15 protein-coding genes are annotated in these 17,717 nt (G+C 43.6%); 1 reads left to right on the plus strand and 14 read right to left on the minus strand.

Annotation, left to right across the window (positions count from 1 at the left end; all coding sequences use genetic code 11):
• Positions 1–61: 61 nt before the first annotated feature.
• Positions 62–511: a phage tail protein gene (locus B0X70_RS12730; RefSeq protein WP_036805577.1), complete on the minus strand. Its 450-nt coding sequence runs from the start codon at positions 509–511 to the stop codon at positions 62–64.
• 683 nt (positions 512–1,194) lie between these two features.
• On the opposite strand from B0X70_RS12730, the gene B0X70_RS12735 reads away from it, so the two are divergent.
• Positions 1,195–1,677, plus strand: coding sequence for a winged helix-turn-helix domain-containing protein (locus B0X70_RS12735; RefSeq protein WP_246593287.1), 483 nt, complete (start codon positions 1,195–1,197; stop codon positions 1,675–1,677).
• 69 nt (positions 1,678–1,746) lie between these two features.
• Here B0X70_RS12735 and B0X70_RS12740 read toward each other — a convergent pair whose 3' ends face one another.
• The 13 genes from B0X70_RS12740 to B0X70_RS12795 all read right to left on the minus strand — a co-directional run bounded on the left by B0X70_RS12740 (position 1,747) and on the right by B0X70_RS12795 (position 16,801).
• Complete coding sequence (locus B0X70_RS12740; RefSeq protein WP_217469498.1) at positions 1,747–2,652, minus strand: phage tail protein; 906 nt, start codon at positions 2,650–2,652, stop codon at positions 1,747–1,749.
• Positions 2,653–3,163: 511 nt separating this feature from the next.
• Positions 3,164–3,910: a hypothetical protein gene (locus tag B0X70_RS12745; protein ID WP_217469499.1), complete on the minus strand. Its 747-nt coding sequence runs from the start codon at positions 3,908–3,910 to the stop codon at positions 3,164–3,166.
• A 64-nt stretch (positions 3,911–3,974) separates the two neighbouring features.
• Positions 3,975–4,175: a tail fiber assembly protein gene (locus B0X70_RS12750; protein WP_036781745.1), complete on the minus strand. Its 201-nt coding sequence runs from the start codon at positions 4,173–4,175 to the stop codon at positions 3,975–3,977.
• A 282-nt stretch (positions 4,176–4,457) separates the two neighbouring features.
• On the minus strand, positions 4,458–4,700 hold the full coding sequence (locus B0X70_RS12755) for a hypothetical protein (RefSeq protein ID WP_246593288.1): 243 nt from the start codon (positions 4,698–4,700) through the stop codon (positions 4,458–4,460).
• Between the two features lie 72 nt (positions 4,701–4,772).
• Positions 4,773–5,300 carry a hypothetical protein gene (locus B0X70_RS12760; protein ID WP_246593289.1) on the minus strand — a complete coding sequence of 176 codons (528 nt, stop codon included), beginning with the start codon at positions 5,298–5,300 and terminating at the stop codon, positions 4,773–4,775.
• Positions 5,293–5,724: a hypothetical protein gene (locus tag B0X70_RS12765; RefSeq protein ID WP_217469500.1), complete on the minus strand. Its 432-nt coding sequence runs from the start codon at positions 5,722–5,724 to the stop codon at positions 5,293–5,295. The genes B0X70_RS12760 and B0X70_RS12765 overlap by 8 nt, the downstream gene beginning before the upstream one ends.
• 65 nt (positions 5,725–5,789) lie before the next feature.
• Entirely contained in the window at positions 5,790–6,080 is a 291-nt protein-coding gene (locus B0X70_RS12770; RefSeq protein WP_217469501.1) for a hypothetical protein, read from the minus strand.
• A 454-nt stretch (positions 6,081–6,534) separates the two neighbouring features.
• Positions 6,535–9,906 carry an ImcF-related family protein gene (locus tag B0X70_RS12775; protein ID WP_217469502.1) on the minus strand — a complete coding sequence of 1,124 codons (3,372 nt, stop codon included), beginning with the start codon at positions 9,904–9,906 and terminating at the stop codon, positions 6,535–6,537.
• The gene (locus B0X70_RS12780; RefSeq protein ID WP_217469503.1) at positions 9,903–11,021 is read right to left on the minus strand and encodes a KPHS_23130 family T6SS system protein; all 1,119 of its coding nucleotides are present in this window, start codon (positions 11,019–11,021) and stop codon (positions 9,903–9,905) included. The genes B0X70_RS12775 and B0X70_RS12780 overlap by 4 nt, the downstream gene beginning before the upstream one ends.
• A gap of 552 nt (positions 11,022–11,573) precedes the next feature.
• Positions 11,574–12,668: a Tli4 family immunity protein gene (locus B0X70_RS12785; protein WP_217469504.1), complete on the minus strand. Its 1,095-nt coding sequence runs from the start codon at positions 12,666–12,668 to the stop codon at positions 11,574–11,576.
• Positions 12,661–13,893 carry a Tle4 family T6SS lipase effector gene (locus tag B0X70_RS12790; RefSeq protein ID WP_336246288.1) on the minus strand — a complete coding sequence of 411 codons (1,233 nt, stop codon included), beginning with the start codon at positions 13,891–13,893 and terminating at the stop codon, positions 12,661–12,663. Before B0X70_RS12790 ends, B0X70_RS12785 begins: the two co-directional genes overlap by 8 nt.
• Entirely contained in the window at positions 13,890–14,270 is a 381-nt protein-coding gene (locus B0X70_RS25785) for a hypothetical protein (RefSeq protein WP_336246289.1), read from the minus strand. Before B0X70_RS25785 ends, B0X70_RS12790 begins: the two co-directional genes overlap by 4 nt.
• Before the next feature lie 2 nt (positions 14,271–14,272).
• On the minus strand, positions 14,273–16,801 hold the full coding sequence (locus B0X70_RS12795; RefSeq protein ID WP_217469505.1) for a type VI secretion system Vgr family protein: 2,529 nt from the start codon (positions 16,799–16,801) through the stop codon (positions 14,273–14,275).
• Between the last annotated feature and the right edge of the window lie 916 nt (positions 16,802–17,717).

The raw sequence follows: 17,717 nt of genomic DNA on the forward strand, positions 1-17,717 counted from the left end.
GCACTGCATTGACGTGCCAGACTATTCCTGACAACAAACAGTCCTGACGCCAAACAATGTATTAATGGAATTCAACAGTCACCCGATCGGCTTTCAAACTTATTTCCTGCACCGCAACTTCATTACTGGTGGCATCAAAACTGGGGGCGGTTAGTTTTTCTGGGAAAGCATTAGCAATATTCCAAGTAATCAGCAGGTTTGAACCTGTTTCATCGGTGAGACTAATAGAAATATCTTTCTTCTCTATCTGATTAAGCGAAATAGAGTTAATCCAATCGTACAATTTAGATTGCCCTTTAAAAATACCGCGCTTTAAGGTAATGGTTGGTCTCTGGCGTTGACCGGGCATTTGTAACCAATTACCAATTCCATCACGATATTCAATCGTGTCATAGCTAATATCTAATCCCGATACACTTTGAAAAGACATTTGCTCATCACCAACAGTCACGACAAAACGATAAGTTGGAATGGGGTATTGAACAGCAATTTGATCGGCAGTTGTAGACATTGTTATTTCCTTAAGAGTTAAATTCATAACTGGGTTAAAACACACATCATTTTAGGTACGCTACCGCCCTTAGGTATCATGCCTAATGCCTGACTTGTGTATTCACCGTGCTTTAATATCCAAACCCTCATTCAAGGGAATGAGGCGACCTGACTACTGATTAACGTAAGTTAATACGTGATAAACATCACACTGTTGGAGCTTTAAACTACTTGTTGAACAGTAATCACTCAAATACCGCCAAATAAAAGTTAAAAATAAAAAATAATTATTTTTATCAATTTTTTATCTATTAATTCAATTACATATGGAAATTACCCTCAATTCACAGCATTATTTCTCATGGATATCTATTCACTTATTTTTACAAAATGAATTTATATACAATCAATAATACCTAAAAATATTTTATCTATATTTATAAGCCCTCCATCACTTCATGGACAATAGAAGCACAATCATCACAATATAAATAAAACTAATAATTAATTATCATTATTTTTATTTATAAATAAAAAACAGAAAAATAACTCACATGACAAAATAAAATAAAAGATTTTAAATAATTTATTTTCTTGCATTACTCATGGGAAAACTATATAAGTTCTATCGGGCATAAGCCTAATTGAGCCATCCTGGCTATAGCGAATAGACAAACATTAAACAGAGGCAGAGAATGCGTTATGTTGAAAATAACTAGAGATGTTTATTTAGACTGTGACTCAAACAAAATAATTTATGGTAAAAATGTATTTATCATTACTGAAAAAGAGAAACGCCTGCTACTTGCATTGTGGGAACATGCCTCACAAGGGAAGACATTAAATCGGGAACAATTGATTCCTCTGGTTTGGCCCGAACGCAAAAACGGCGTAGCAGAAACTAATTTATTGCAATTAATCTGTAAGTTACGCCGAACGTTACGCTATTGTGATCTCGGTGAAGCCATACACACTGTATACCGACAAGGCTATCGTTTTATCCTGTCATCTCAAGATAACGAACAAGATAATAATCAGCCCCAAAATACCAAATTACCTATTCCCATCGCTACACCCCCAAAGCCATTTTACTGGCGTTTCACCAAGATGATTGTTATGTTTATCACTGCAATTATCTGGATATCAACTCTCCTATATACCGCCCCCTTTCTGGCTAAGAGATAATGATGATTTTTATTTGCGGCTCATTTCAGCAATTTATGGGCCGCTTTGATAAGAAAATATTATGACTCATTATGCTGCTCTCACTATGTAATTAAATGCAACGTTGCGGGGTCGATTTTCATTCGCAGTCGGCACAGTACGAGATGCATCAAACGATAACTCTGCAAGTCGATCACGTGCACCTACTGCACTCATTGACCGGCTATCCCCTGCACTGTATTCACCGTATTCACCTGATGTTGAAAATGCTCCAGATACCTTGCCTGAAAATATTCTTCCTGACACATTTACTGTACGTCCTGTTACTGATGCTGTGATATTTCTAATGGCGTCCCCCTGCCACGACAACACCCCACGCCCCACATCAACACCACGTCTATCATCCCAGCCACGAATAAACTCGCCTCTTAAATCAGGTAATTTACCGTCAGGGTAGGCTTCGGCTAACTTCGGAAATTTCGATTTATCAAAGACCGCTCCATTACATTGAAACCACCCAGTCGGCGGTATAGCAGTCGGCCAAGGAATAGGAGTACCTACGGGTATATCATTAGCTTTACTACTATTAATATCTTCACGCAATGAATTTACTATTTCCTGAGCAAGCTTTTGTGTAACCGCCAATGTATCGCTATTGCCAATCACATTTGTGAGCTGGACAACACCCTTTTGTGTTAATGAAGCATCGGGAATTTTTGTTATGGTTTTTCGTTCTAAAGCTCTATTTAATTGTGCGGTGAGTTTAGCTATATCCCCATCATCAAGAACATCCTCGCCAGATTGTGTCGAGATGAAATCAGCCAAAACAGATGATATGGATGATGATTGACGTAATACCTTATTTAATAAGTGAGATGGGACATCATTTGGTGGAAATCCAGTCAGTAAATCCTTACTTTCTTCATATAATCTCTGACTCACGACATTTGCATTATTACTAATAGAAAAAGCCTTAAAATCATTTCTGTAACTCATATACCCCCCTGGAATTAAATAATGTTATTTTATAATCAACATCTTGAATTATTGTAAAAATAATCTCCTGTAATTCGGACTAATCAAAGTCTAGTTCAGAAAAATAATAATGCAGTATTCTTATTGCTTATGACATTAACTATTTTTGTATAATTGGCAATAATAATTCATTCAATGTTTTTGGATGGAAAATATATTCATAGATACATATCTAACATCTTTAAACTATTTTCTTCTTATTATTCCCATCTCTTCCCATATCCTCTATTTATGAGGAATTCATATATTAACCTCCAAAATTAGAAAATGAGATAAATAAAACAAATCGGGCTAATTATTCTCCTACTCAATTTATTCATGCTTCAAAGCTAACAATTCAGTTAGATAAGCCCGCAAAACTGAAAGATAAAGGAGCTATTACAGAGGAAAAGTACTAGCTCCCAAAATAAATTGTCAAGGTAACCAGAAAGCCCTATTATGGAGCTATCAACCATGTTTACCCCACCAGACACTAATTTTTACATAGCATATAAATTTTCCAGCCTTCTAAATCTGTATCCAATTCACAAATAGTTTTGCCTTTTGACGAAACCCAATATTCACCGTAAGAAAGCTCTCCATCCTCTTTGATAACTCCTCTTTTAACAACTATGTCATTGCCGTGGTTATTATTGTGTGAAAAATTAGTTACATTTATAAACGTCAAACTTCCATCTGTAATATATTTTTCACGCACATTATCGTAATTATTATCAGGCGGGATAGAAAAAGCATATATAGCATTATTTTCATCCCAGGCAGGAACTTCAAAATAGACAGTTTTGCTGTAGTGTTCATAATCTATAATTTTCATATTAGATAAAGTCATTCTAGGATCTTTTGTATAACGCTGTGTGATAATATCTTTTTTAACGATAGCTCCACCTTCGTCAACATAAATTACTCTAATGCTACTTTTAGGCTCACTATTTTTTGGCTTATCCTCCTCCAGTGTAAATATAGCGACTAATTTTTTAGTATCCGGGATAACATATGTTGTAATTTTCATTCCATCATCAGTAGCCCAGGAAGTTATATCTTTCAACTGATAACACACTAAACCATATATATCGCTAGAATGTTTGAGCTTCCTGATAGTAAAGGAGTTATGACTTTTATTGCATTCAATTCTCTCTGTATATTCCGAAATATCAGCATTTGCGGAAAAAGAGTACAATAAACTTGATAAAATAAATACCAAACCCTTCCCAAATCTCATATATTAACTCCCTTGATTTTTCATTAAATAGGGAATAGTGTAACAAATTCAATGAATAAATATTTTACTGAGACTGTGTAAATGTAGTGATCTTGCTCGCAGTTTTCGGCACTTCCGGCCATTCCACATCAGGCGCTTGATTCACATCTACACGAGTAAGCAATACTCTGTACTTTTTCCATTCGAGTAAAACAGCTTTATCTGCATCAGTAGCAATTTCAAAGTCAGCCGAGTCTAGAAAAATTCCTATTTTTACTTTATTCAATAAATTATATCCGATTCAACCTCATCTCATCACTCCTTTTTAAACCTCATTTACTCCATAGCAGTATTCCTTCCTTACTGAGTATTTTATTAACGAAAACAGTTAACGATTATGCTATTTCTTCATTTATCCCCAATAGCATGCATTATTCCGGGTACCGCAATTCGAAGCTGTAATAAAAGTGATTTGCTGTCACTAACAACACCTTGGATAAATCGCCGGTTATTGATTCTATTGATACTGGCATACAAAAACTCCATAAAAAACCCCATATAGAACAAGTTATGAGTTCATTTCTTCATAAAACTGATCATCAATGTAACCGCCCCAAAACTCCACTCCGTTTTTTTTTATAAAGATGCAATCTTCCCCGCAAGGATGACGTGCATCAATGCGTATCGCGCTCCTGGAGACTTGATGCTTTTTCATTAAATAGGAAACTTCGGATGGAAAATTATTTGAAGCATCACAACTGATATACTGGGCACTGATCTGCTTTATTTCTTGCTTTGTTAACTTAACCAATGAGTGACCTCACTATACAAAAACCGCAGTTAAGCGGTTTAATTGTTAGATGGTGAATAGGTGTTTAAATAATTATTTCTTAAAGTAAAGATTAAGTAAAAACATAATGATGGGCATTGCTATTGAAAATAGTAATATGGTCAAAAACCATACTTTAAGATCACCAATTTTCTTCTCTAAGCCGCCAATTTTTGTGTCTATTTTTGAAATTTTCAGATCTACTTGTTCTTCTGTTGGTCTTTTTGAAATCTTACCATCCAGTTCTGTTACTTGCTCAGAGCTTGCTTTCTTTTCTACGGATGAAGAGAGGTTATCTATTTTTTGTAGTATTAAAGCAATGTCGGTCTTTATTGAGCCAACATCACCGGTGACTGATTTCAGGTCAGACTTCATATCACTCATGGTAGTTTTGATATGCTCAACATCAGACTCAAGCCTTGCTACACGAGCTTCCAACATATTTCCACCTCCCCCATCTCCGCTACCATGTTTGAATGATGAACCATTATCAAGTAAATGTCTACTTAGCGAAACACTATCAGCCAACCACCGGCCATTAGAAAATCGCACGCCATCAATGACAGAATTTTCACTATCCATTGCGCGCCTCCAATGAAATCATTCTAAAGTGAGCTTCTGATTTATGAATAGTCTCGTCAGGTGTATCAGCACGGGCTATAGAACATTTTATTGCATAAATACCTGTATTTATTACTCTAATTGAAGCCGAAGCACTCAAAAACCCAGGCACATCTGTCGGTTCTGCTTCAATATCATCAGCAGTTACTGATATTTTTACGGGTATTTCTTCTGCTCGACCATGTAGAATTGTTGTGCCGTTTTTGTCAGTAATATCTATAGAAATTAGATAGTCTTTAGATTGGTGAAGCCCAACAAAAGCGACAGCAATAGTAACTTTCGTTTCAACAGGTAATGCTGTACATCGAAAACTGAGTATCGGTTCTTCCCTACCTCTGGCATCCTTTGTGGCGGGAAAAATGAAAGCTATTCTCTCTGAATTCATTCAGACCTCTTGTGTGTTCTTTCTGCTGTTTCACATCTGATACATCGGATTAATCCGGCACTTTCTTAGCCAATGATCTTTGGGGCATCCATAGCGTTTTGTAACAGTTGTACATTTAGCCACGCCTTGCCGCAAACGTCTCCAGTATACATTATACCCCTTGCAATATACACGTTGTCCGTTGCAACACTCGCTAGTGATTTAGCCCTTCCACTAATATGAAGGTTCCCGTTATCATTTTTTTCTATAAAGAATTTCCTATCTTCGGCGATATAATTATTTATTGCCCCAGAATCATAAATATCGGTGTTTTGAGGATCTAACAGCTCTTTCCTATAAGAAGCATTCTTTGCCATTCAACTTGCAACACCAAACTTAGAATTTACCAGCCAGACCTAGATATTATCTTTCGATTTTAGATTACTCCCCATCACGCTCGGCAGGAAAATTATTGGGATCACTTTAGTCACGTATTTCAAACCATTTATTGACAAAAATAAACTTACCTTGATTGCCATAAAATGAAGGCGACCTGAATACGCTGTTATAATCAGGTCCCCATAAGAACAATTATTATTTTCATTCTATCCAATAGATTATCTCTGTTTCAATCTCATCACTCCTTTTTAAACCTCATTTACCCCATAGTAATATTCCTTCTTCAATGAGAAAAATATCATCAGGCTTTTCAATTATATAGACAAAAATCTTTATCGGAATATCTGTATTAATATCTATCCTGACAGCTAGTCTGTTAACGAAAAAAGTTAACGATTACGCTATTTTCTTATTTATTCCCAATAGCATGCATTATTCCGCTATCAGATCATCGTCATTTACCGCTGATATTGTCCTGTGACTACCCGGTTTTACCGCAAAGATATTTTTCGGCAATTTAAATCCGCGCAGTTTTAATAATGCCAGCGGCCCTTCGCCCAGTTCTGTGCGCAAAATCCAGGTTAATGGCAATCCATCCGGGGCAGTAAATATCAGGCGGTAACGGCTTTCATCCAGTCTCTCCGCTTTTGCCTGCGCCAGCCAGCGGATCAGCCCCCAGTTCCCCTGGTAATCACCGAACAACCTTGCCCCGGTATTGACACTGGTCCACATCAGCGTCACCCCCGGTTCATCGGTCTCGCCCGGCCAGCGAAAACTCTGCCAGCTTTCCATCTGGTTAAAATAACGCAATTGCTGTCCATCTATCGTCAGGTCAGTTTCCGCTACATCCCGAACCGGTTTGGCCCGCAGTTCAAACCGCAGCCCCTGACTGCCATCGGCAAACAACAGGTCCGATAGCTGACTGAGCTGATTTATCGCTTTCAAAAAATCCGGGTTAACCTGCACGCCCTGACCGCTCACTTCATCCACCACCCACTGGTTACCCGCTTTATGCACTATCCCGCCTAGCTGACGCGTCAAAAACTGCTCTATCCGCCCCGAATCCGACCGAATAAACTGCCCCAACATCGGCAATGAGATTTCACTTTCCCCTCTGGCAAACGGGTAACGGCCAGTGAATGCCCGGTTCCAGTTGTCGACTATCGCCCTCTGCCACTGGGTGTTCAGATTCGCTTCCGCCGGTTTCAGTACGCCCTGCCACGCCTGCGTTAACGGCTCCACAAACATTGCCTGACCAAAACCCCGCCATTGTCCCCCCAGACTGGCGGCTATCAGGCGGCCGTAGCCCTGTGTATCGGTCAAATCGGTGCTTTTCCCTTCAAAGACCGTCTTAGCCAGCGCATTCGCCATTGCCGGCGGGTCATCACTGTTGTTCATCTGTTGCAGTTTCAGCCGCACTTCGGTTAGCCGCGTAAGAAAAGTTTGCAAATTCAGGGTGCTGTCAGTCTTGATTCCCCCGGCCGCCCGGTTTTCTCCCATCAGCGCCAGCAACGGCCCAAAGGTCTCGTTCATTGGCCCGCGCACGCCGACCGTCTGTCGGTCAATCATTCGCGGCGTTTTTTTATTCAGCAACGTCTTAGCGGATTTCACCAATGAATCCGATAACGTCGGCCCCTGTAGTCCGGTCTCCCCCTGATAGGCCAGCGTGTTCATCAACGCAATCAGCGGAGACTGACGCCTGTCCGCCATCAGGGTTAGCTGGTCGATAACATCCGACAGATTCCGGGTTTTATGCCAGCGCAGACTGTTGAGAAAATCCTGCCACACGCCGGCAAAATCGGTGAAGTAACGGGCGGTCAAGCGGGCTTTCAGCTCTTCGGGTGACACCGCAGCCGAGACCGTCTGACGGTTATCACTCAGCACCCAGTCAATCGCTTCCTTACGTGACGCCACCGCCTCCGCTATCGCTTTTTGTATCCCGCCTTCCCACGCCTGACGGGTAAACATCCCCGGTATCACGCGAGAGGTGGTAAACAGCCGTTCAGCATCGGTGTCGCCGGTCATTTGGTTGAGTGTCAGGTCCGCGTAATTTTTCTCCACCGATTGCAGCATCTGCTGGTAGAGCGCCGCTTCGGCATTGTGCCTACCTAGCTGGAGCAGCAAAAGCTGACGCGCCTGTTTAACCAGCGCTTTATCCGGCGTTATCCGCCATTCGGGATGCGCGGGCAGATTCTCCGCATAAAACTTCCACAAACCCCACGACGCGTCCAGCCAGACGCCGGGGGCAATGCCGGCCCGCTCAGGTTCATTTTCATTCAGTATTCGGGTTAAAAACGCGGCATCCGCTTTTTCCGGCTGCGCCATCATCAGATAAGCTTTCAACTGGTCGTGACCGGCTTGCGCCCATTTGGCCCTCAAAGGGCTGCCCGGCGGTAAATTCACTAATGCGCTCAGTTTCGCATGCAGCACCGCCGCCGCTTTGTCCCGTATCAGGCGGTTATTGACCTGCGCATAATAGGGCAGCACCGTCGTCAACAGTTTCTGATTCTGACTCAAGCTAAAACGCTCATACCACGGCACGCCATGTTCAGCCCGGTATTGCAGCCGTTCCACCTCGTTACTCAGGTCCTTTAAAGCTATCAACTGGGCATCAGAATTCTCCGGCTGAGTTTTGAGGTCAGTTACCACCGCCTGCACCTCGACTATCTGGTCACGGTTGGTGAAAAGGGAGAGCACCATGCCGGCGCCCCACAATAAGCCCAGCGCCATCAGGCCATAACAAACGGTCTGTGTGCGGAGCATGCCAACCCGCTGGCCGTGGAAACGACGACTGCCCTCCAACACCCCCTGCCAGGCGGTGTCGGGCAGCCAGATCTGCGGGATGCGAGTCGTCAGCGCCTTGAGCGGCAAACTGAACATCAAACCACGCAGCAAGACCACATCGCCATACTCCGCTAACCACGGCGTCAGTACCTGTTTCCAGTGAGCAATCCCCCGTTGTTTCAAGTTCGCGGACAGACGACAGAGAAAATCGTGGGCCGTCTTCTCCAGCAGTTGCTGCATCCCGCGCTCGCGCAACGGGTCAACCAATTCTTGCAACTGTGTCTCTACAATATCCGGGGTACAGCGTTCAGGAAAAAAGCAGCCGACGGCCTGAGTGATACGATCTTCCTGAGACCAGATGCTGTGACACACCTGCCACAGGTAGACCGGAGCCTGCCAGCGTAACTGTTGGGCCTGTTTTTGCAACATCCGCAGGGCTTTATCCATCAACACCGGCTGCGCGCTTTGGTTTTCGGTCAGCGCCCAGACAATACCATTGAGCGGCCGGTAACGGCGCAGGCGACGCAGCGCCATCAACTGAGCGGTATCCAGTTCAGCTTGCAAACTGCCGCCCCAGAGCAACAACGAGCGATAACCTTCCTGCCAATACGCCGTGGTCAGCCCCGGCGCGATGGCTTCCACCTGCTCCACTTCGCCCACCACCAGTAAAATGCGGACTCTATACCACCAGAACCGCCCGTAACGGAGGCGCATGCGATCGCCCAAATCACTCAATACCAAAGCGGCCTGGCTAGAGCGACCCGCTGCCCGCTCGATTTCAGGTCTGAGTTTTTTCTGTGCTTTATTCTGCCGAATATGCCACCAGACAGCATTGCCAAATAAGCCTATTAATAGGATCGGAAAAACTGTGGCGTAGGCATACCATGCGGATTTAAGCAGCCCTCGCTCCTCAAGTAATGTTTGATTCAAGTAGATCAACATGAGAAATATCCCAGCAAGGCTAAGGGTAATAAAAATATACCCAAAATAGCCATATTGGTGATGACGATTAACTTTCATTGATGTAATTCCTTAGTCATTAAATAGAGGCTAGCGCTCCCCTCAGGTAATTGATTGATAACGATATGATCGCTACCGATCAAGCTAATTGCCTTAGTTAGCATGGCTGATGCCAAAAATATCGATAGCGGTCCCGGAGGACCAAAAGTATGATCGATTAAATGAACCGAATTTTCGGTAAAAAGATTAAACGCAGAGTCATGACTGTTAATTGTCAGTTCAGTCAGAGCATCATTCGTGACACCCGTTATCCAAAGGTGCCGCATGTTATTTTTATCAATACGGTTATATTCAAACAATATCTGTAAGTCTTTGATTATTTCTCCGGGTAATGAAGGTAATGTTCGCCCCATACCGGCAAGGACATTGAGTTTTTCCTGCGTGGCAAATTTTGTCGACGAAAATAATTGAGCCGAGACAAATTCACTGTACGCTTTTTTATTGTTTTCAGAAGGCCAGCACTGGAATGCGATAACCATTATTAGCCCTTCAAAATCATCCTCATTGTATAATTTATCGATCTCATCCCGGTTTATTATCGGTAAAGGACTCATTTTCCACTGTCGATATATCGCAGGCTTATAAGAAGCGTGATCCTCGGAAGCAATATAAATCTGGCGTAAAAGAGAACGATAACCCGGACACTGTTTTTCAAAATCCTGATCAATGTTAGCCAATAATTGCCGTCTATCGCTCGATGGCAGAGATAATTCCCGCCCCTGTTCAGGAAAAACAGGAATCTCTTTCGCATCACCTAACAGCGGCGCAATACCTTGTTGCTCAGGCGTCAGAATAATATTACCGATCACCGCCAGTTGTTTTCTGCTCCATTGCTGCCATTGGAAACGAGTTTCAGCACTGGCTTCTTCCCAAGCGTATGCTGCCGCGCAATATTGCTCATAGCGATTTAATACCGCACCAAATAATAGCAGCCACACCAGAAAGGACGGTAAGCTGCTATAAATCGCCGCATGATAGAAATCGGTGGTGTCTTTTATAAAAGCATAAATCAGTGTGCCGGCAATCAGTATTAAAAGTAAAATGATAAACCATAACCGATAACGCAGAGGCGACACTGCTTTAAGTTCCGGTATTTCAGGTATGGGCCAACTCATAATAATAACTCGATATTATCCTGGGAAATGGAATCGAAAACAGGCAACAACAATCATATATCACCATTGAATGCATACCTTGTTCCGCATTTAAATAAAAGATCAGGCTACTGATTAATTTAACCGATTTGTCTTTATCATAGAGCGTTAACGCTGTCACGCTTGCGATTCTACTTTGATCAGTGATATGACTGATAAACATAATTATCTCCTCATATTCTCATCCGTTTAACCATATGGTCTTATCCATATCATTAGAAAGAAGATAAGGGAACCACTCATTAATACAGCGGCAAAAATCAAGAATGACGCACGCCAGTATTTCTTATCTTTAATGCTTTTCTTTATCCGACAAATGGCAGATACATCAAGCATCACAATTATCGGCCAAGTGTAAAATAATATTAAAAGATAGACTAATAATGCCGATCCCCAAAAACCAAAACTAATCACATCTAACCTCACTAACTGATTATTTCTTTAAACATCTGGTTTTTCCTTCTGCTGATGGTTAACCCTTACATCCCTATAAGGGGTTTTATTTGAAGCATGTTATTGCCGTTTAAAAGCACCGGGCCTAACCCTGACGGTCTGACTAATTGCATCCCAAAATGCTACAATTTCATTCTGGGTATAGGCTGTTGGTGTTTCTTCATCATTAACCACCGTTAAATCAAACACCGGTGTTTCTCTTCCGCCAGTTTTTTCATTTGTCAGTAATGTAAACAGATAACGCGGATCATCACTATTCGGCTGCTGCCCCACCAACAGCAACTCTTCGGTATCCAACTTATTAATTTTCCTCACTCCTTTACGGAAAACCCCTCCCCGATACAGACTCGCTGCAATTACACCGAAGCGTTCCAGCATACTGTCTTTTTCCCGAATATAGTTATTCGTCATCATGGTGACATTCAAATAATTAGCCGGATTCGTTTTATACACCAACTCCATAAATTCTTTATCTCTGTTATTATCGGCAATAAACGCATTGGGAATACAACTCCCAGCGGTAGTGGGTATTTCCGTCTCCTTACGTCCTTGTATACGGGATAATAAGTTTTTCAACTCAACCAATTTCTCTGGCACATTATTGGTATAAACCGTTGGTTCAGTCTGTCGATCCTTGTCATAACGTGCCGCAGAGCCATCTTTCGCTTTCATTTCCACTTTTATTGCCACACCATTACTGTACAGATGAGCTTCTAGCACCCGGACTACATCCGGTACACTTCGGCTCTCTATCCGCTCGAAAATAATTCCCTGCATTCCTTCAGGTAAACGATAGATATTTTTCAAATAAGGCATATCAATCGGTTCCACCGTTTTTGTTTGCCGTAATGCCTTTTCCCGTAATTGAATACGCTGCTCAAAAGCAGGCGGATAGAGCAAGCTGGTCTCGATGAGATTATCATTCACCCAAATAGCATCATTGACTGTATTATTATAGTCTGCTGGCAAATCAACCAGATATCGGCCAACACAACGGGTTTGTAAGTTTGTTAATAATTTATCCACGGCTAATTTTTCCTTCTGATTTAACACAGTATGAGGGGGATAAGGCTGTAACCATTGCCATAACCCGTAAAACACCAGCAACAACAAGCTGACAATTGCAATAATGATTAATACTCTTTTTCTATTCATCGGGATAAGCCAGGGAAGTTTGTTTAACTAATTGCGCTATTTTGATAATTGCCCGTAGAGTAAAAAAACGGGTTTTATCGGTATTATAGGCATGCTCATGATCAACCTCCGCTCCCAATATTGAACGCAGCCCTCCAGCGGTAAACTTTCCACCTTGCACCGGTACTGTGCCATCACCGGGTTGTTGCGGCTTTTCAAGAATAAAAGCTCTTAAATGACTATGGTCATCGGGTTTGTTTGGGTCGAGGGAATATCCCACCATGCGTGTATCAGAAAAGTGATTATTAAAAGGATCATAAACCGGTCTATTAAATACCAGATTAGGATCATCTCCCCGGTCAACATAACTTCTACGAGTCCACCTCACGACGCCGTAAGAGAGGTGTGTGGTACTGTTACCATAAAAGGCATAGGTATTGCTGTGATAACAACTAGTTAGTCCCTCAATAAAAGGCCGGACTTTTGTCGACAATATATCACGATATGTATCCCAATCCGCCTGCATTACTACCGGGTTTCTTTTCTCATTGGTCGGATTAATTAGACGATCTTCACATAGCCCCCACCACTTATCACGTTGCAAGTAGATTTCTTCATAAGGATCGCGTTTGGGTAAGGTATAAAGTGTCTTACCATCTTTAATCTGCAACCACCCTGTGCCATATCTCAAACTAGGTAATAGTTGAAGTGGTCCCGGTGATTGCGCCATCACTGGCGTCATCTCGGCGCCATTACTGCCGATAACCAGTCCAACTCCTCCCCCTTCACCCGCTTTCATCCGTTTATAAGCCGTCGGCGCGCCATAGGTCGGCATGACACCGTGTACAATACCCAGTATTTTCTTATGTCCTCCCAGTTTCTCTGAATAGTGACGCGCCACTAATCCCCCCATTGAGTGGGTCACCAGAATCACTTTTTCACAGGGCTGACCACGCTGTTTATAGCGTGTAATAATATCAATAACATACTCAACCAGTTGATTTGCTGAATCAGCATTAGACTGGAGCCAGTTATATCCCATGACATGAACCGGAAACTGATATTGATAACTCAGCTTAATCTCTTTCGATAAAAGCTTTTCTTCCCCCGTTTCCGCCTGTAGATCCATAAACTCCAGTTTCTGGCGCAGGGTCAGTTCTCCTGTCTTATTCAACCGGTTAAACAATAACTCATCCTGATCATCCAACGCAGCCTGGAGCCAGGGTAAAAATTCTCCATAACTCATATAAGATGCCTGCCCCAGCCTCGCTCTTGACGAGAAGGAAATTTGGGGCCTTCTTTATGATTGTCATCCACCCTTCCACGCGAATCGACCACGGTATTTTCCGGATCAAGCAGCTTTTTTCGTGTTTCTGGTCCTTTTAACATCCACTCCCACACGCTTCCATAACCATCCACACGCCAAACTTCATTCCCTCGTTTATCTTGCAAATTACTCCCCATCACGCCTGGCAAAAAAATCACTGGGATCACCCGGTTAGGCACCTTATAACAAATCGCCGTCAGGTCCTTGTGACTGGGCGCACTCATTAGCGGGTAATACAACCTGCCATGTTCATCATAAACAGGATAAACAACCACTTTTTCTGATGAGTCAGTCATAATCACTCCTTACCTTCTTTTAAATAAAACTTTATTGCTTCCACACCCAATTTCTTCTGTTTAGCCGTCTTGCCATCTTCACCCGTTATCGAAGAGTGCTGACTATCGTCATGATTGTGTAAAAAGGCATGTTGATCCTTCACCGGCATATCATCAAAAGGCCAGAGCACCTGTGGTGTGACAGAAAAATCCACCGTTTCACGTTGGGAAACCATCTGACTAACACTCTGCCCGCCAAACTTCTGCCACGCTGTCGCCCGTTGGATGATGTGATTGGGCGCACCACATTCCACCTGACCATTCCCTATTCGGATATAACCACCGCCACTGACCAACAAAATCTCCTGTTTGGCACTGATGATCACTTTTCCCTCATGGCTATTCACCGTGATATCTTTCAGTGCCGCCAGCCCCATTGCATCACCCTGCGCCTCAATCTCTACCCGGCCTTTGCTGGCAAACAGTTTGATGCCCAGTTTTTGGGCAAACAGGCTGATCCTTTCACCTGCCGCTACCGTGAATTTTCTCAGCACACTGAAATCGGCATTTTTCCCACTGGTGGCGATAATATTTTCCCCGGCCGCCAACTGGAGGCTTTTTGCCGTCGTCTGCGCGATACCCTCCGGCGCGGAGAGTAACAACGCGGATTTTTTCAGTTCAGCTAATGTTTCACTTAACAACGCCTTCTGTTGCTGCAAATCCGCCAGTTCCGCTTTAGCGATTTCAGCCGCGCCGCATAATGCCTCGGTTAAGGTCTGCGCTTGTTGAAGTTGATTCAGCGCCGCCTCCATCGCCAGCACCTCACCCCCCGCTTTGGCCTGTTTATCCGCACTGATAAACAACCCTTTACCGGCCCGGATCACGCCCCAGTCGTCGGTTCGCAGCTCAAAGCCTTCACCCCGTTTATCCGGGTGTGGGCGCTGGCTATCAACGAGATGACCTAGGTTCAACTGGCTTTTACCGCCGTATTCGGTACTCAGTTTGATATGTTCCCGACCGCGTTCGTCACCCATCCGCAGTTTGTTGTTCGCCGGGGTGCGCAGAATGTTGCATTTGTAGTTGTAGAGATTGACGTGATCCGGGTGCTCCGAGTCATGCAGGGAATAGGCGATATAGGGCCGGTCCGGGTCGCCCCCTTCAAAGGCGATCGCCACTTCGGTGCCTTCCAGCAACGGCCAGTGAAAGCCATACTTCTCCCCCGCATACGGACGCGCCAGACGCACCCACAGGCTTTCGCCTCCTTGCGGCCATTTCTCCCGGTCAAAGTTAAACGCCACCCGATATAAGCCGTCTTTGTCGATATCGCCGTAGATATCATTCACTTTCGTGCTGCTCACCCGCGCAGGTATCGTGCCCGCCATCACCGGTTTCGGCACCCGTTCCGGGCGAAAGCAGACGGTTTCAGAATAAGGAATGGCGGTAAACGCCATTTCAAAACTGCTGTCCCGGCGAGCGCTGTTGGTGATCTGGGTGATTATCGCCCCTTTGCGAAATGCTTCCGGGGCGTCTCCTTTCACTTTTAGTTCCTGCCCCGGCACCAGCGTGGCGGAGGTGGTCATTCCCCGCAGGCGAATGCGTTGATTCAGGTAACGCTCGTGATGCAGGCGGGCATAAAATACTCCACTTTCCGCCTCCGGTTGATAGGCGTAACGGTCGCCGGGTATCCGGTAGTGATCGCGGTAATGGTACGCTTCGCCATAAGTAGTGCGGTCGCCCCGCGCCACATCCGCCTCGGTGTTCAGGCCGGGATATGGCCGGGCATCGTGGTAGTCATAATTGCGGGTCGCGACTTTTCCCTCCACCACCTGATACGCGGTTTCCATCCCCCAGACCACTGCGTCCTCTTCGCCGTGCATACCCGATGGATTGCGGGCAGGCAGGTAGACGTTGAACTGGTAGTCACGCTGGTCGTCGTAAAACTCCACCACATCGATCTTTAATCGGTCATCCGCCGTCACTTTGTACCAGATACCCACTTCCGCCAGCAGGCGTTGGATAAAGCGCAGGTCATCTTCGCCATACTGCATCACCTGTTCCCGCCTCGGGTAGCTGTATGCCAGGCTGAACAGGAAATCCTGCCCGCGAAATCCATGACGATCCCGCAGGATTTTCTCCACAATCTCCGGCACCGACAGTTTTTGGTAGATGGCGTATTGATGGCTTCTCGCCAGCAGCGCCAGTCGCGGCTCGAGCGTCACTTCATAGCGGCTTTCATCCGGTGAGGTGGAGAGCAGTTTAAAGCCGCTGATCACCCCGTAAACCGAGCGCAATGGCGCCGGGGGTTCGATCGGCCAGCCCCGTATCCCCGGATTGATCTCAGGCGAAGTCAGGGTAAATGCAGCCTGCTGCATCAGCATCTGTGCCGGTTCAATCCCTTTCTCCACACTGGTGAATTCAATGGCATAGTGAAACGGCTGGCTTAAGGCTTCCTGCCCGGTAAAGGCCAACACATCCAGCGGGGCTTTATTGCCCCACACTTTTAGTCTGTAGCGGCTGTGATCAAAGATAATCACCGGTGTTGAATACGTCATATTTTCTCCTAAATCTTCTGCGATCATGAGTAAATGATAAGAACTCAATATAGGGCCATGTCATTATGGTTATATCGGGAAGTAACCCACACCGGTATTTCCCGGTCGGCAGTTAACTGAGCCGTAAATATTTACATGTGTCATTCATGTTTTCGCAATACATCAACACATGAACAGGATGAACGATTTCTGAATTTTCCTATCTTCTTGGCGGGTGCTTATAAAGATCAACTCTTTTTTTCAAAAAAATACGATTTTTAATGTACCCTCTTATCTCTGTCGATATAACAGCATGTCGGACAGAATATTTAGACTCCATAAACAGTAACATGACATTTATTGACAAAAATAAGCTTGCATTGATTGCCATAAAATGAGAAGGACTTGAGCATTCTGTTATAATCAGATAATCCCCTATAAGAGCAATATCCTATTTTCATTCCTATTCAATATGTTACATGGATTTCAATTTCATTATTCCTTTTTAAATATCACGCATCAATTCGCTGTAAAAAAGAATAATTCTCATTCATGCTATACGAATAACAAGATATCCAGTGATGCAAGATAAAAAAACAGACCAACCTTTTCGCCGCAAGGCAAGTGTAAAGGCGCTACCACGAATACAATCCGATGGATTAATCAGAATATTGTTAATGATACTCTCTCAGGATATCTACCCTTTTACTGTCCCAAGAATTAGCAATTCGATTAACCGATTCAAACAACCTATTATCAAGAATGAGTGTAAATTACATTTCATGCTGATATGCCCACCATTTATTCCTTAATCTTCTACAGCAAGATAAATTATTTGTAGAGCAGGACAATTCTCTTAATTAGCCGATAATAAAGTCAATACTTTTTTATCATAAAATGCATTTCGTTTAATTTTCATTAAACTTCAAAATAAATC

It is taken from the genome of Photorhabdus akhurstii, assembly GCF_019090985.1.
Taxonomy (GTDB): Bacteria; Pseudomonadota; Gammaproteobacteria; order Enterobacterales; family Enterobacteriaceae; genus Photorhabdus; species Photorhabdus akhurstii.